10 protein-coding genes are annotated in these 15,257 nt (G+C 73.1%); 6 read left to right on the top strand and 4 right to left on the bottom strand.

Annotation, left to right across the window (positions count from 1 at the left end; genetic code table 11):
• Positions 1-38 precede the first annotated feature (38 nt).
• From ACFVFS_RS21440 to ACFVFS_RS21430, 3 genes are all read right to left on the bottom strand, one after another.
• Positions 39-3,809 carry a multifunctional oxoglutarate decarboxylase/oxoglutarate dehydrogenase thiamine pyrophosphate-binding subunit/dihydrolipoyllysine-residue succinyltransferase subunit gene (locus ACFVFS_RS21440; protein ID WP_380626188.1) on the bottom strand — a complete coding sequence of 1,257 codons (3,771 nt, stop codon included), beginning with the start codon at positions 3,807-3,809 and terminating at the stop codon, positions 39-41.
• A gap of 334 nt (positions 3,810-4,143) precedes the next feature.
• The gene (locus ACFVFS_RS21435; protein ID WP_380626187.1) at positions 4,144-5,274 is read right to left on the bottom strand and encodes a sensor histidine kinase; all 1,131 of its coding nucleotides are present in this window, start codon (positions 5,272-5,274) and stop codon (positions 4,144-4,146) included.
• Between the two features lie 84 nt (positions 5,275-5,358).
• Positions 5,359-6,096: a response regulator transcription factor gene (locus ACFVFS_RS21430; protein WP_344337269.1), complete on the bottom strand. Its 738-nt coding sequence runs from the start codon at positions 6,094-6,096 to the stop codon at positions 5,359-5,361.
• A gap of 549 nt (positions 6,097-6,645) precedes the next feature.
• On the opposite strand from ACFVFS_RS21430, the gene ACFVFS_RS21425 reads away from it, so the two are divergent.
• The 4 genes from ACFVFS_RS21425 to ACFVFS_RS21410 all read left to right on the top strand — a co-directional run bounded on the left by ACFVFS_RS21425 (position 6,646) and on the right by ACFVFS_RS21410 (position 11,856).
• Positions 6,646-7,434 carry a rhomboid-like protein gene (locus ACFVFS_RS21425; RefSeq protein WP_380626186.1) on the top strand — a complete coding sequence of 263 codons (789 nt, stop codon included), beginning with the start codon at positions 6,646-6,648 and terminating at the stop codon, positions 7,432-7,434.
• A 137-nt stretch (positions 7,435-7,571) separates the two neighbouring features.
• Positions 7,572-9,986, top strand: coding sequence for an endopeptidase La (gene lon / locus ACFVFS_RS21420; protein ID WP_380626185.1), 2,415 nt, complete (start codon positions 7,572-7,574; stop codon positions 9,984-9,986).
• 78 nt (positions 9,987-10,064) lie between these two features.
• On the top strand, positions 10,065-10,643 hold the full coding sequence (locus ACFVFS_RS21415) for a GtrA family protein (RefSeq protein WP_380626184.1): 579 nt from the start codon (positions 10,065-10,067) through the stop codon (positions 10,641-10,643).
• Positions 10,636-11,856 carry an ROK family protein gene (locus tag ACFVFS_RS21410; protein WP_380626183.1) on the top strand — a complete coding sequence of 407 codons (1,221 nt, stop codon included), beginning with the start codon at positions 10,636-10,638 and terminating at the stop codon, positions 11,854-11,856. The genes ACFVFS_RS21415 and ACFVFS_RS21410 overlap by 8 nt, the downstream gene beginning before the upstream one ends.
• A 10-nt stretch (positions 11,857-11,866) precedes the next feature.
• Here ACFVFS_RS21410 and ACFVFS_RS21405 read toward each other — a convergent pair whose 3' ends face one another.
• Entirely contained in the window at positions 11,867-12,958 is a 1,092-nt protein-coding gene (locus ACFVFS_RS21405) for a DUF3533 domain-containing protein (protein ID WP_380626182.1), read from the bottom strand.
• A 112-nt stretch (positions 12,959-13,070) separates the two neighbouring features.
• Between ACFVFS_RS21405 and ACFVFS_RS21400 the strand changes: the two genes are divergently transcribed.
• Together ACFVFS_RS21400 and ACFVFS_RS21395 are read left to right on the top strand one after the other, a co-directional pair.
• The gene (locus tag ACFVFS_RS21400; protein ID WP_380626181.1) at positions 13,071-13,556 is read left to right on the top strand and encodes a MarR family winged helix-turn-helix transcriptional regulator; all 486 of its coding nucleotides are present in this window, start codon (positions 13,071-13,073) and stop codon (positions 13,554-13,556) included.
• A gap of 119 nt (positions 13,557-13,675) precedes the next feature.
• A complete protein-coding gene (locus ACFVFS_RS21395; RefSeq protein ID WP_380626180.1) occupies positions 13,676-15,226 on the top strand; it encodes an MDR family MFS transporter in 1,551 nt (516 codons plus the stop codon).
• The last annotated feature ends 31 nt before the right edge of the window (positions 15,227-15,257 follow it).

The following is a 15,257-nucleotide window of genomic DNA, read 5'->3' as shown; positions in this document are numbered from 1 at the left end:
GGGGCCGTGGTGCCGTGGATCACGCGGCCGACCGGGGGTCAGATCGTGAAGATCTCCTCCAGCAGCTGCTGCTGCTCGGCGCCGTGCCGCTTGGCCGAGCCGACCGCCGGGGCGGAGGAGGCCGTGCGGGCGACGCGGCGCAGCCGGGCGCCGTTGGCGCTGCGGCCGACGACGACCTGCAGGTGGTCGACCAGGTTCATCGCGATGAACGGCCAGGCGCCCTGGTTGGCCGGCTCCTCCTGCGCCCAGATGAACTGGACGTCGTCGCCGTAGCGGGCCAGCTCCTCCTGGAGCTCGGCCACCGGCAGCGGGTAGAGCCGCTCGACCCGGACGATCGCCGTGTCGGTGACGCCGCGCTCGGTGCGGGCCGCCTCGACGTCGTAGTAGAACTTGCCGGCGGTGATGACCACCTTGCGGACCTGCGCCGGGTCGACGGTGGTGTCACCGATGACCGGGCGGAAGGAGCCGGACAGGAACTCCTCGGTGGCGCTCGCCGCGGCCTTGAGACGCAGCATCGACTTCGGGGTGAAGACGACCAGCGGCTTGTGGTGCGGGTTGTGCGCCTGCCAGCGGAGCAGGTGGAAGTAGTTCGACGGCAGGGTCGGCATGGCGACCGTCATGTTGTTCTGCGCGCACAGCTGGAGGAAGCGCTCCGGGCGGGCGGACGAGTGGTCCGGGCCCTGGCCCTCGTAGCCGTGCGGCAGCAGCAGGGTGACGCCCGAGTGCTGGCCCCACTTCTGCTCGGCGGAGGCGATGTACTCGTCCACCATGGTCTGCGCGCCGTTGACGAAGTCGCCGAACTGCGCCTCCCACATGACCAGCGCGTTCGGGCGGGTCAGCGAGTAGCCGTACTCGAAGCCCATCGCCGCGTACTCGGACAGCAGGCTGTCGTACACGGTGTAGCGGGCCTGGTCCTCGGTGAGGTACTGCAGCGGGGTGTAGTCCTCGCCGGTGGCCCGGTCGATCAGGACGGCGTGCCGCTGGCCGAAGGTGCCGCGGCGGCTGTCCTGACCGGCCAGGCGGACCGGGTGGCCCTCCATGAGCAGCGAGCCGATGGCGAGGGTCTCGCCCATCGCCCAGTCGATGGTGTTGTCCTCGACCGAGCCGGCGCGGCGCTGCAGCTGCGGCAGCAGGCGCGGGTGGACGGTCAGCCAGTCCGGCAGGTTGACCTGGGAGGCGGCGATCCGCTTGACCATCTCCTGGGAGATGCCGGTCCGGATGGTGACCGGGAAGTCGGCGACCGGCTTGCCGCTGGTGGCGGCGGCCGGGGCCTGGGCCGCGTCGCGGACCTCGGCGAAGACCTTCTCCAGCTGGCCCTGGAAGTCCTGGAGCGCCTGCTCCGCCTCTTCCATGGTGATGTCGCCGCGACCGATCAGGCCCTCGGTGTACAGCTTGCGCACCGAGCGCTTCTTGTCGATCAGGTCGTACATCAGCGGCTGGGTGAACGACGGGTTGTCGGCCTCGTTGTGACCGCGGCGGCGGTAGCAGATGAGGTCGATCACCACGTCCTTGTGGAACTCCTGGCGGAACTCGAAGGCGAGCCGCGCGACGCGGACCACGGCCTCCGGGTCGTCGCCGTTCACGTGGAAGATCGGGGCCTCGATCATGCGGGCCACGTCGGTGCAGTACATCGAGGAGCGGCTGGACGCCGGGGCGGCGGTGAAGCCGACCTGGTTGTTCACCACGATGTGCACGGTGCCGCCGGTGCGGTAGCCGCGCAGCTGCGACATGTTCAGGGTCTCCGCGACGACGCCCTGGCCGGCGAAGGCCGCGTCGCCGTGGATCTGGATCGGCAGCACCGGGAAGGTGGTGCCGCCCTGGTCCAGGATGTCCTGCTTGGCGCGGGCGATGCCCTCGACGACCGGGTCCACGGCCTCCAGGTGGGAGGGGTTGGCGGCCAGCGAGACCTTGATGGTCTCGCCGTCCAGGCCGGTGAAGGTGCCCTCGGAGCCCAGGTGGTACTTCACGTCGCCGGAGCCGTGCATCGACTTCGGGTCGAGGTTGCCCTCGAACTCGCCGAAGATCTTGCCGTACGGCTTGCCGACGATGTTGGCCAGCACGTTCAGGCGGCCGCGGTGGGCCATGCCGATGACGGCCTCGTCGAGGCGGTGCTCGGCGGCGGCGTCGATGGTGGCGTCGAGCAGCGGGATGAGCGACTCGCCGCCCTCCAGCGAGAAGCGCTTCTGGCCGACGTACTTCGTCTGCAGGAAAGTCTCGAAGGCCTCGGCGGAGTTCAGCCGGCGCAGGATGCGCAGCTGCTCCTCGCGCTCCGGCTTGGTGTACGGCTTCTCCAGGCGCTCCTGCAGCCACTTGCGCTGCTTCGGGTCCTGGATGTGCATGTACTCGATGCCGACGGTGCGGCAGTAGGTGTTGCGCAGCAGGCCGAGGATGTCGCGGAGCTTCATCATCCGCTGGCCGCCGAAGCCGCCGACCGCGAACTCGCGCTCCAGGTCCCACAGGGTGAGGCCGTGCTGGACGACGTCCAGGTCGGGGTGCTTGCGCTGCTTGTACTCCAGCGGGTCGGTGTCGGCCATGAGGTGGCCGCGGACCCGGTAGGAGTGGATCAGCTCCATGACGCGGGCGGTCTTGTTGACCTCGTCGTCGTGGGTGGTGGCGACGTCGGTGGCCCAGCGGACCGGCTCGTACGGGATCCGCAGCGACTCGAAGATCTCGTCGTAGAAGCCGTTCTGGCCGAGCAGCAGCTGGTGGATCGTGCGCAGGAACTCGCCCGACGCCGCGCCCTGGATGACGCGGTGGTCGTAGGTCGAGGTCAGCGTCATGATCTTGGAGACGCCGAGGCGGGCCAGGGTCTCCGGGGCGGAGCCCTGGAACTCGGCCGGGTACTCCATGGCGCCGACGCCGACGATGGTGCCCTGGTTCTGCATGAGGCGCGGCACGGAGTGCACGGTGCCGATGCCGCCGGGGTTGGTCAGCGAGACCGTGACGCCGGTGAAGTCGTCCATGGTCAGCTTGTTGGCGCGGGCCCGGCGGACGATGTCCTCGTAGGCCTGCCAGAAGCCGAAGAAGTCGAGGGTCTCGGCCTTCTTGATGGCCGCGACGACGAGCTGGCGGTCGCCGTTCGGCTTGACCAGGTCGATGGCCAGGCCGAGGTTCACGTGCTCGGGCTTGACCAGGTAGGACTTGCCGTCCTCCACCTTGTAGCTGTGGTTCATGCCCGGCGAGGCCTTGACGGCCTGGACCAGGGCGTAGCCGATCAGGTGGGTGAAGGAGACCTTGCCGCCGCGGGCGCGCTGCAGGTGGTTGTTGATGACGATGCGGTTGTCGATCAACAGCTTGGCCGGAACGGCGCGCACCGAGGTCGCGGTCGGCACCTCGAGCGAGGCGTCCATGTTGGTCGCGACGGCCTTCGCCGGGCCGCGCAGCTGCACCAGCTCGGGGCCGGCGGGCACGGCGGCGGGCGCGGGCGCCGGGGCGGCGGCCTTGGGGGCCGGCGGGGCGGCGGGAGCGGCGGCGAGCGGCGCGGGGGCCGGGGCGGGCGTCACCGGGGCGGCCGGGGCCGGCTGCACCGGCGCGGGGGCCGGAGCGGCGGGGGCCTGGGCGGCCGGAGCGGCAGCTGGCGCGGGGGCGGCGGCGGGGGTCGGCGTAGCGCCGACCGGGGTCGCGGCCTGGGTCACTGGGGTCACCTCGGTACCGGGCTTGTAGTCGGCGAAAAAGTCCCACCAGGCTCGGTCGACCGAGTTCGGGTCCTGGAGGTACTGCTGGTAGATCTCGTCGACGAGCCACTCATTGGGGCCGAAGCCAGTGGAGCTTGCCGAGCTGTTGGGGTGTTCAGGGGACTGTGGCGACACGGCGGCAACCGCCCTCTTCCGCTTCCTTTTGGGATGTTTGGACAGCGGGGATTAAGGCTACGCCTCCGACCAGTGATCGCGCAGTCCCCGGGGGGCAGGCGTCGCCCAGATCACAGTCCTGACCTGCGGTTTGGCTGAAAATGTGCGTTAGAAACGCGCATCGGAGGGGAACCGACCGGTTCCGACCGCCACCCAAATGCAGGTAAAAGCGGACAAGGTGGGGCATGCGCCCCGCGACCGGCTCTGTGTCGGATCTGTGACATTTGTCCTCTTCCCCGGCGTCCGGCCCGCCGCCCGCACTGCGGCCGGGCCGGACGCCCGGTCCGCGCGGTGCTCAGCGCGGGCCGGGCAGCCGGACCTCGATCCGGCAGCCGCGGGCGGCCTCGGCGACCTCGATCCGCCCGCCGTGCAGGTCCACCGCCCAGCGGGCGATGGCCAGGCCCAGTCCGGTCCCGCCGTCGGAGCCCGGGCCGGAGGCGGTCGCGGTGCCGCTGCGGCCGAACCGCTCGAAGACCCGGGTCCGGTCCGCCGCGGGGATGCCGGGGCCCTCGTCCTCGACCTCCAGCAGCAGTGCGCCGGGCCCTTCGCCGGGCCGGGCGCGGACGGTCACGGTGCCGTTGGGCGGGGAGTGCTTGCAGGCGTTGTCGACCAGGTTGGCGACCACCTGGTGGAGCCGCTCCGGGTCGGCGACGCCGGTCAGGCCCGCCGGGCTCACCTCCAGCGCGAGCCGGACGTCGCCGCGCCGGGAGAACGCCCCGCCCGCCGTCGCGCCGTCCACGGTGACCCCGCGCAGCACGCCGTCCAGGAACTCGCGCACCTCGAAGGGGCGGGCGTCCAGGTCGACCACGCCGTCGTCGATCTTGGAGAGGTCCAGCAGGTGGGTGACCAGCCGGCCGAGCCGCTCGGTCTGCTCCAGCGCGGCACCCAGGGTCGCCGGGTTCGGCTGGACGACGCCGTCGACCACGTTCTCCAGCACGGCGTGCAGCGCGGCGATCGGCGTGCGCAGCTCGTGCGAGACGTTGGCGACCAGCTCGCGGCGGTGCCGGTCGGCCGCTCCCAGGTCGGCCGCCATCTGGTTGAAGGTGGCGGCCAGCTCGCCGATCTCGTCGCGCGAGTTCACCTCGACCCGGCGGCTGTAGTCGCCGGAGGCCATCGCGCGGGCGGCGGCGGTCATGTCGCGCAGCGGGGCGGTCAGCCCGTGCGCGAGGAACTGCATGAAGAGCAGCGAGGCGATCATCGAGAAGATCATGATGATCCGGATCTGGGTCTCGGACCGGATCGCCACGACCACCATGCCGGTGGCCAGGAAGACGGACACGATCACCAGGAGGGCGAGTTTGCCCTTGATCGAGCGGACCGGGTCGAGCGGCCGGATGTCGGCCCAGACCCGTTTCGCGGCGCGGGCGGCCAGCGTGGGCGGCCGACTGCCGTCGAGGTCCCCGTTGCGTTGCTGTGGAAAGGTCATTGGTCCCCTGTGATCCCCCGCGTGGGTGCGCACGGCGGTCCGGGACACGGGCCCCCCGGCGGCCCGGTGTCCGAAGGTGCGCCGCTACGAGAGCGGGGCCTCCAGCGCGTATCCGACGCCGTGCACGGTGCGGATCCAGCTGGCGCCGATCTTCCGGCGCAGTGCCTTGACGTGGCTGTCGACGGTGCGGGTGCCGGACGCGTCGGTCCAGTCCCAGACCTCGGCCAGCAGCTGCTCGCGGGTGAGCACGGCGCGCGGCTGGGCGGCCAGGCAGGCGAGCAGGTCGAACTCGGTCGGCGTCAGGTGGACGTCGCCCGAGGCCAGCCGGACCCGGCGCTGCACGTGGTCGATCTCCAGCTCGCCGAAGCGCAGGCTGCCCAGCGCGGGCGTGCGGGCGGCCTGCTGGGCGCGCTCGACGCGGCGCAGCAGCACGTTGACCCGGGCGGCCAGTTCGCGCATGGAGAAGGGCTTGGTCATGTAGTCGTCGGCGCCGACGCCGAGGCCGACCAGCAGGTCCGTCTCGTCGTCCCGCGCGGTGAGCATCAGGACCGGTACCGGGCGCTGGGCCTGGATCCGGCGGCACACCTCCAGGCCGTCGAAGCCGGGCAGCATGATGTCGAGGACGACGAGGTCCGGCTGCCAGGTGTGGAAGCCGTCGACGGCGCCCGGGCCGTCGTGGGCCACGGCGACCTTGAAGCCCTCCGCGCCCAGCCGGGCCGCGATGGACTCGGCGATCGTGGGCTCGTCCTCGACCACCAGCACTCTGCGCTGACTGCTCACCGTGCCGCCGGCGTTCTGGTTGTCCTGCTGAATTTCTGTCACGGTCACGCCACCGCCCCCAGGGCTGCGGGCCGGCCATCTGTGGGGATGGCGAAGGCTCCGCTCGTAGTCTTGTTCCGTCGTGGACTGTGCCGGGTCCGCCGTCCCGTCGCGTGCGCGGTGTCGGGCGAGCGGGTGTGCGCCGCTCACCTCTCCCGCACACCTCGCAGCGTACGGACAGCGGGTGATTCCCGGCAGGTGGACCGGGCATTTCCGGCCCGCGGACCGGCTTGCCGGGCCGACTGTCGGGCCCACTCGGAAGTGGGCACGGGCCGATACCTTACCCGGCGTTTTTTCACTCCGTAACGGTACGTATGCACATCGGTTCGCGCCAAGCCGCCGGTCAGCAGGGATGGGCGCACATATAGGCGGAGAAGGTCTGGACCAATTCGGCCACCCTCCGATCCCCCCGCGCCCAGCGTTCTCCCAGCCGGCTCCCAGGAGCCGGCCGTACCGTGGCCACGACAAATCACGGGGGGTGGGATTTCCGGTACGCACCGGTACGTTGGACACGCCGGAGGCGACGGCCGCGGGCGTTGGAGCGGAGGCGGCATGACGGAGCGACAGGCGCGCGCCGGGCGCGGCGGGCCGCCGTACGGGCTGCTCCGGCACGGTCTGCGCGCCGGGGCGGTCGACTGGCTGCTCGCCCGGGTGCCGACCCCGCGGCGCAACCCCTTCGCGCTCGGCTACCTCGCCGTGGTCGGCGCCACCACCACCTTCGCCGGGCTGGCCGACCCGGACCTCGTGCTCCGGCTCCAGGAGGCCTCCAGCTCGGACGGGCGCAACCTGCTGCAGCACCCGCTGCGCGCCCTGCTGCTCAGCGGCTTCTGGGTGGCCGGCCCGGACTGGGTGCCCTACCTGTGGGCCTTCGCCCTCACCGTCGCCCCGCTGGAGCGCCGGGTCGGCCCCGCCCGGGCGGCGGCCGTCTTCGCCGCCGGGCACATCGGCGCCACCCTGCTGTCCCAGGGCGTGGTGATCGCCGGGGTGGAGAGCGGGCGGCTGGAGCCGGCCGCGATGGACTACCTGGACATCGGCGTCAGCTACGGCGTGCTGGCCAGCCTCGGCGCGCTGGCCGGGCTGCTGCGGCCGGCCGGGCGGGTGGTCGCGCTCGGGCTGGCCGCGGCGCTGATCGCCGGGCAGATCGCCGAGGACCGGGACCTCGTCACCGGGGTCGGCCATCCGGCGGCGCTGCTCGCCGGGGTGGCGCTGTGGCGGTGGCTGCGCCGCCGGGACGGGCGCGGGTCGTGCCGCACCCGGCTCGGGGTATCCGTCGCGCGCCCCCGGTCCGCGTCCGCGCGGGCGTCCGCGCCGCGCCGGGCCGCGGTGCTGGACCGGCTCTGAGCCCGGTTCGGCCCCGGTTTTGACAGGCTCCCCAGGACTTCTTCACCGTTCGCTCACGGCGAACGGAAGCCCGGGAACATCCGGCGCCCGCAAATCCTTAGTCAGGTCGACTCAAGTTCGCTGACCGGGGAGAGATCATGGCATCGACGTCCACTCCGCTCACCCTGCCCGTGCTGCCGCTCGACGACGAGGTCGTCCTGCCGGGCATGGTCGTTCCGCTGGACCTGAAGGACACCGAGGTCCGCGCCGCCGTCGAGGCCGCGCGCGCCGCCGCCACTGGCAGCACCGGGAAGCCCCAGGTCCTGCTGGTCCCGCGGGTGGACGGCTCGTACGCGGCGGTCGGCACCCTCGCCACCGTCGAGCAGGTCGGCCGGCTGGCCGACGGCCCCAACGCGATCGGGCAGCCGGCCGCGCTGGTCCGCGCGGTGCGCAGGGTGCGCATCGGCGTCGGCACCACCGGCCCCGGTGCCGCGCTCTGGGTGGAGACCACGCCGTTCCGGGAGTCCTCGGTCGGCACCCCGGTGGCGGGCCGCGCCGCCGAGCTGGTCCGGGAGTACAAGAGCCTGTCCACCCAGTGGCTGCGCAAGCGCGGGGCCTGGCAGATCGTCGACCGGGTGGCCGCCATCGAGGGCGTCGGCGAGCTCGCCGACAACATCGGCTACGCCTCCTTCGTCACCGCCGAGCAGAAGCTCAAGGTGCTGCTGGAGGCCGACCAGGTCGCGCGACTGGAGTACGCGTTCGGCCTGCTCCGCGACCACCTCGCCGAGGAGGAGGTCAACGACACCATCCGCAAGGACGTCGAGGAGGGCGTGGCCAAGCAGCAGAAGGAGTTCCTGCTCCGCCGCCAGCTGGAGGCCGTCCGCAAGGAGCTCGCCGAGCTGAACGGCGACCCGGCCGACGAGGAGGGCGACTACCGAGCCCGGGTCGAGGCCGCCGACCTGCCCGAGAAGGTCCGCGAGGCCGCGCTCAAGGAGGTCGACAAGCTGGAGCGCTCCAGCGACCAGTCGCCCGAGGGCTCGTGGATCCGCACCTGGCTGGACACCGTCCTGGAGCTGCCCTGGAACGAGCGCACCGAGGACTCCTACGACATCGCGGGCGCCCGCGCGGTGCTGGACGCCGACCACGCCGGCCTGGCCGACGTGAAGGAGCGCATCGTCGAGTACCTGGCGGTCCGCAAGCGCCGGGCCGACCAGGGGCTCGGGCTGGTGGGCGGCCGCCGCGGCGGCGCGGTGCTGGCCCTGGTCGGCCCGCCCGGCGTCGGCAAGACCTCGCTCGGCGAGTCGGTGGCCCGCGCCATGGGCCGCTCCTTCGTCCGGGTCGCGCTCGGCGGCGTCCGGGACGAGGCGGAGATCCGCGGCCACCGGCGCACCTACGTCGGCGCGCTGCCCGGCCGGCTGGTCCGCGCCCTCAAGGAGGCCGGCTCGATGAACCCGGTCGTCCTGCTGGACGAGATCGACAAGGTCGGCTCCGACTACCGGGGCGACCCGGCCGCCGCCCTGCTGGAGGTGCTCGACCCGGCGCAGAACCACACCTTCCGCGACCACTACCTGGAGGTCGAGCTGGACCTCTCCGACGTGGTCTTCCTCGCCACCGCCAATGTGCTGGAGGCCATCCCCGAGCCGCTGCTCGACCGGATGGAGCTGGTGCGCCTGGACGGCTACACCGAGGACGAGAAGGTCGTCATCGCCCGCGACCACCTGCTCCCGCGCCAGCTGGAGAAGGCCGGGCTCAAGGACGAGGAGGTCGCGGTCGACGAGCCGGCGCTGCGCAGGCTGGCCGGCGAGTACACCCGCGAGGCCGGCGTCCGGAACCTCGAACGGGCGATCGCCCGGGTGCTGCGCAAGGTCGCCGCGCAGAACGAGCTGGGCGAGCGCGAGCTGCCCGCCGCGATCGGCGCCGAGGACCTGCGCGCCCTGATCGGCCGGCCGCACCACGTCCCGGAGGCGGCCCAGGAACCCGCCGAGCGGCGCACCGCGGTGCCCGGCGTGGCCACCGGCCTGGCGGTCACCGGGGCCGGCGGCGACGTCCTCTACATCGAGGCCTCGCTCGCCGACGCCGAGACCGGGGGCACCGGGCTGACCCTGACCGGCCAGCTGGGCGACGTCATGAAGGAGTCCGCACACATCGCGCTCTCCTACCTGCGCTCGCGCGGCGCCGAGCTGGAGCTGCCGGTCACCTCGCTGCGCGACCGCGGCGTGCACCTGCACGTCCCGGCCGGGGCCGTCCCCAAGGACGGGCCGAGCGCCGGCGTCACCATGACCACGGCGCTGGCCTCGCTGCTCTCCGGGCGCAAGGTGCGCACCGACGTGGCGATGACCGGGGAGGTGTCGCTGACCGGGCGGGTGCTGCCGATCGGCGGGGTGAAGCAGAAGCTGCTCGCCGCCGACCGGGCCGGGATCACCACGGTGATCATCCCCAAGCGGAACGAGGCCGACCTGGACGACGTCCCCGCCGAGGTGCTGGAGCGGCTGGCCGTCCACCCGGTCGCGGACGTCCGGGAGGTGCTGGAGCTGGCCCTGGAGCCGGCCGGCGTGCTGGTGGCGGCGGCCTGACGGCGGCGGCCCGCGGCCCGTCCCGTCCGGTGGACCGCCGGACGGGACGGGCCGCGGGGTGCGTGCCAGACTGCGAAGGTGCCGTCCTTGACCCAGCGCGTCCTGGCCCGGGTGCCGCAGGGGGTGCGCCCCCTCCTGGTCCGGCACCGGCGGCTGGTGAAGTTCCTGCTGGTCGGCAGCGGCTGCTTCGCCCTGACGCTGGTGATCAACTACGCGCTGCGGCTCACCGTGCTGGAGCGCAAGCCGGTGGTGGCGCTCACCGCGGCGACGGTGGTCGGCACCGCCGTCTCCTACCTGCTCAACCGGCGGTGGAGCTTCCGCTCCTCCTGGCGGCGGCGCGAGCCGCTGCTGTTCCTGCTGGTGAGCGCCGCCGCCATCGCCGTCAACGTGCTGCCGCTGATCGCCTCGCGCTACCTGCTCGACCTGCGCGAGCCGTGGGTCAGCCCGGTCACCCAGGAACTCGCCGACTTCCTGAGCGGGATGGTGCTGGGCACCTTCGTGGCGATGCTGTTCCGCTTCTGGGCCATGCAGCGCTGGGTCTTCACCCGGACGGAGCAGCCCGGCGCGAGGGGCGCCGCCGCCGGCCCGCAGCCGGGTCCGTCGCTGGGCGCGCGGGTGCGGTCGGCGGAGGCCGGGGCGGGGGAGCGCGATGCGTGAGCCCCGGGGTCCGGGGGCGGGCGGGCCGGCGAGCCAGCAGGGGATGCGCCGGAGCAATCTGGCCCTGGTGCTCCGGGCCATCTCCCGCACCCCGCGCTCGCGCGCCGAGGTGGCCGCCGGGACCGGGCTGACCAGGGCCGCCGTCTCCTCGCTCGCCGAGGAGCTGATCGCGGCCGGACTGGTGGTCGAGGAGGGCCCGGCCGCCCCCAGCGGCAAGGTCGGCCGGCCCGGCACCGCGCTCGGGCTCAACCGGGACGGTCCGGCCGGCCTCGGCGCCGAGATCGGGGTCGAGCACCTCGGCGCCTGCGTGGTCGACCTGCGCGGCGAGGTCCGCGCCTGGCGCCGCCAGGAGATCCGCAACCGGGGCCGACTGCCCGCCGCCGTGATGGCCGACCTCGCCGAACTGCTGCGCCGGGCCGCCGCCGACGCCGGACTGCGCCCGGCCGGACTGGCGCTGGCCGTGCCCGGACTGGTCGGCGCCGACGGCGCGCTGCTCCAGCGGGCCGCCAACCTGGGCTGGCGGGACGTCGGGGTCGCCGCCGAGCTGCGGCTCGCGCTGCGCGCCGCCAGTGCGGGCGACCTGGCCGAGCTCCCGGTGCGGGCCGACAACGAGGCCAATCTCGGCGGGCTCGCCGAGCTCTGGCTGGGCGGCGGGGCGGAGCACTTCCTGCACGTCTCCGCCGAGGCCGGGATCGGCTCGGCGATCGTCGTCGACGGTCGGCTGCTGCGCGGGGCGAGCGGCTACGCGGGCGAACTGGGCCACGTCCCGGTGCATCCGGAGGGGCCGCGCTGCGCGTGCGGGGCGCACGGCTGCCTGGAGCAGTACGCGGGGGAGTCGGCGGTGCTGCGCGCGGCCGGGCTGGAGGGCGTCCGGGGCGACTGGGTGGCGCTGCTCGCCGAGCGGGCCGGGGCCGGGGACGAGGAGGTGCGGGCGGCGCTCGCGGGCGCCGGGGCCGCGCTGGGCATCGCGGCGGCCGGGGCGGTCAACCTGCTGGACCCGGCCGAGGTGGTGCTGGGCGGCGGCTACGCCGGGCTGGCGCCCTGGCTGCTGCCCGCGATGCGGGCCGAGCTGGCCGCCCGGGTGACCGTCCGGCCCTGGTCGGACGAGCGGCTGACGGTCTCCCGGCTGGGCCGCCGCGGCCCCCTGCTGGGGGCCGCGGTCGGCGTGGTCCGGTCGCTGCTCGCCGACCCGGGCCGGCTGGAGGAGCCGTGACCGCCTCCGGTCAGTCCTTGACCAGCTCGCGGCTCAGGTGCGAGGGCCGGCCGAGGACGGCGGCGAAGGTGATGCCGACGCCGACCAGCGCCCAGGCCAGCAGGACCAGCAGTGGCTGGGTCAGGTTGGTGCTGTCGAAGTAGGCGATCGAGCGGGTCGCGTCGGTGCCCGCGCCGTTCGGGAACCAGGCGCCGATCGCGCGCCAGAACGGCGGCATCATCGGCGGCGGGAAGACACCGCCCGCGCTCGGGTTGCCGAGCACCACGAAGATCAGCACCGCGATGCCGATGCCGATGATGTCGAACAGGCACTGCAGGGCCATGGTGAACGCGCCGACCGCGAAGACCACCAGCGCGCCGACGGCGGACAGCGCCCAGAACGGGCCGGGCAGCGCGTCCAGGGCGGTCTGGACGATGATCGCGCCGCCGATGCCGGCCGCGACCGAGTACAGAGCCAGGGTGCCGAGCCGGATCAGCGCCCGGTTGGCGTTGGCGGGCTTGGCGCCGGCGCTGACGCCGAGGATCGAGGCGACCAGGTAGCCGCCGACGCACCAGCCGATCACCAGGTAGAAGGAGGAGAGCCCGTTGGCGTCGCCCTTGGCGAGCGGCACGACGTCCTGGACCACGACGGTGCGGCCCTGGGTCTTCTCCAGGCCGGTGACGATGGTCTCGGCGGCCCGGGCGGCGGACGGCCCGCGCGCGTTGGCGACCATCAGCACGTCCTCGGTGGACGCCGGGTTCACCACCAGCGCGGCGTAGATCTTCTGGTCCTTGATCTGCTGGGTGGCGCTCTCCGCGTCCGGCGCGGTCACGGCCTTCACGGCCTCGTCCGGGACCGACTCCAGGCCCTGGACGAGCTTCGGGGCGACCTGCGGCGGGGCGACCACCGCGATCGACAGCTCGTGCGGCTTCGGCTGGTGCAGCGCGCCCACGTACGAGGTGACGAAGCCCAGCTGGAGGAGCAGCACGCCGATCACCAGCAGCGCCGCGCGCGGGGTGACCGCGCCCTTCAGCTCGGCCGCGAAGCCCTTCCTCGGTGCCGGTTCGGCGGCGTGCTCCGGCGCCGCGACGGGCTCTGGTCCCTGCTGCCCTGGGGCGGTCATGCACATCTCCTTGCGTATCGGGGGAAACCGGGTACTTAATAGCATGAACTAGTTTCGTGGAGGTTTCTCCCGCGCCGGGGGCGGCCCGGGTGTGCTGCGGGATACTGGCGCGGTGAGTACGCCGAACGAGGATCGCGCCGAGGATCTGGACGAGGACCCGCTGCTGGCGGTGGAGCGCGAGGTGGGGGTGCTGTTCCGGCGCGGCCGGGCGCGGATGTCCGAGCTGTCCCGGCGGGTCCACCCGCAGCTGGAGGGCATGGCGTACAGCCTGCTGAGCCACATCGAGCAGACCGGGTCGGTCCGGGTGACCGACGTCGGCGTGCACTTCGCGGTCGGCAAGGCGACGGTCAGCCGGCAGATCCGGGCGCTGGAGGAGCTGGGCCTGCTGGCCCGGGAGGCCGACCCGCAGGACCGCCGCTCCGCGCGGGTCTCGCTCACCGAGGACGGCCGGCGGCGGTTCCTGGCCGCCCGGACCGCCCGGATGGGCCGGGTGCGGGAGCTGATGGAGGACTGGCCGGAGGAGGACGTGGTCCGCTTCGCCGAGCTGCTGCACCGTTTCAACGACGTGGTCGGCGAGGCGGCGGTACCCGCCGTCTGAGCGATGCGCGTGCGGGGCCCGGGCCGGTTCCGGTCCGGGCTTTACTTGTTCTTGACGAATGTTGCCTAAGTCAACCATCGGCCCTATGGTTGCTACAGGCAACTATTCGAAGGACCTCGATGACCGTCACCGCCACGCCTGCCGCGACCGGAGCCGCCGACACGACCGACCAACCGATGACGCACAAGCAGGTGATGGAGGCGCTCTCCGGCCTGCTCCTCGGCCTCTTCGTCGCCGTGCTCTCGTCGACCGTCGTCTCCAACGCGCTGCCGCGGATCCTCACCGACCTGCACGGCGGCCAGTCCGCCTACACCTGGGTGATCACCGCGACCCTGCTCACCCTGACCGCCTCCACCCCGATCTGGGGCAAGCTCTCCGACCTCGCCAGCAAGAAGCTGCTGCTGCAGATCGCCCTGGTGATCTACATCGCGTCCTCGGCGCTGGCCGGCCTCTCCCAGAACACCGGCGAGCTGATCGCCTGCCGCGCCCTCCAGGGCATCGGCGCCGGCGGTGTCACCGCCCTCGCCCAGATCTGCCTGGCCGCGATGGTCCCGCCGCGCGAGCGCGGCCGGTACAGCGGCTACTTCGGCGCCGTCTTCGCGCTGGCCACCATCGGCGGCCCGCTGATCGGCGGTGTCATCGTGGACACCTCCTGGCTCGGCTGGCGCTGGTGCTTCTACGTCGGCATCCCGTTCGCGCTGGCCGCGATCCTGGTGCTGCAGCGCACCCTGAAGCTGCCCGTGGTCAAGCGCACGGTGAAGATCGACTACCTGGGCGCGCTGGTGATCACCGGCGCGGTCAGCCTGCTGATGATCTGGATCACCCTGGCCGGCAAGAACTACGCCTGGCTCTCCTGGCAGACCGCGGCCATGGTCGGCGGCGGCCTGCTGCTCGGCGCGATCGCCGTCGTCGTCGAGCGCCGCGCGGCCGAGCCGATCATCCCGCCGCACCTGTTCAAGCACCGGACGGTCACCCTCGCCGCGCTGGCCAGCGTCCTGGTCGGCATCGGGATGTACGGCGCGACCACCTTCCTCAGCCAGTACTTCCAGCTCGCCCGGGAGAAGTCCCCGACCGTGGCCGGCCTGATGACCCTGCCGATGATCCTCGGCCTGGCCGTCTCCTCCACCGTCGCCGGAAAGATGATCACCAAGTACGGCAAGTGGAAGGCCTACCTGGTCAGCGGCACGCTGCTGCTGGCCGTCGGCTTCGGCCTGCTCGGCACCGCCCGGGCCGACACGAACTACGGCCTGCTCTCCGTCTACATGGCGGTCACCGGCGTCGGCCTCGGCCTGACCATGCAGAACCTCGTGCTCGCCGTCCAGAACACCGTGCCGCGCGCGGAGCTCGGCGCGGCCAGCTCGGTGGTCACCTTCTTCCGCACCATGGGCGGCGCGATGGGCGTCTCGGCGCTCGGCGCGCTGATGAACAACCGGGTCGGCCACTACCTCGCCGAGAACCTGGCCGCCGCGCACGTCCCGGCGGGCGGCGGCTCGCTCGGCGGCGGCATCCCGGACCTGCACCGGCTGCCCGCGCCGTTGGTGCCGCTGGTCACCGACGCCTTCGGGCACGGTGTCGGCGTGGTCTTCCTGGTCGCGGCGCCGTTCGCGCTGCTGGCCTTCTTCACCGTGCTGTTCATCCGCGAGACGGTGCTGCGCACCGGTCAGGACTGAGCGGGGCGCGGCGGAACGCCGGAGGGCCGGG

Source organism: Kitasatospora sp. NPDC057692, assembly GCF_042799475.1.
Taxonomy (GTDB): Bacteria; Actinomycetota; Actinomycetes; order Streptomycetales; family Streptomycetaceae; genus Kitasatospora.
Note: the sequence above shows the minus strand (reverse complement) of the source record. Positions and strands in the feature narration are given on the sequence as shown.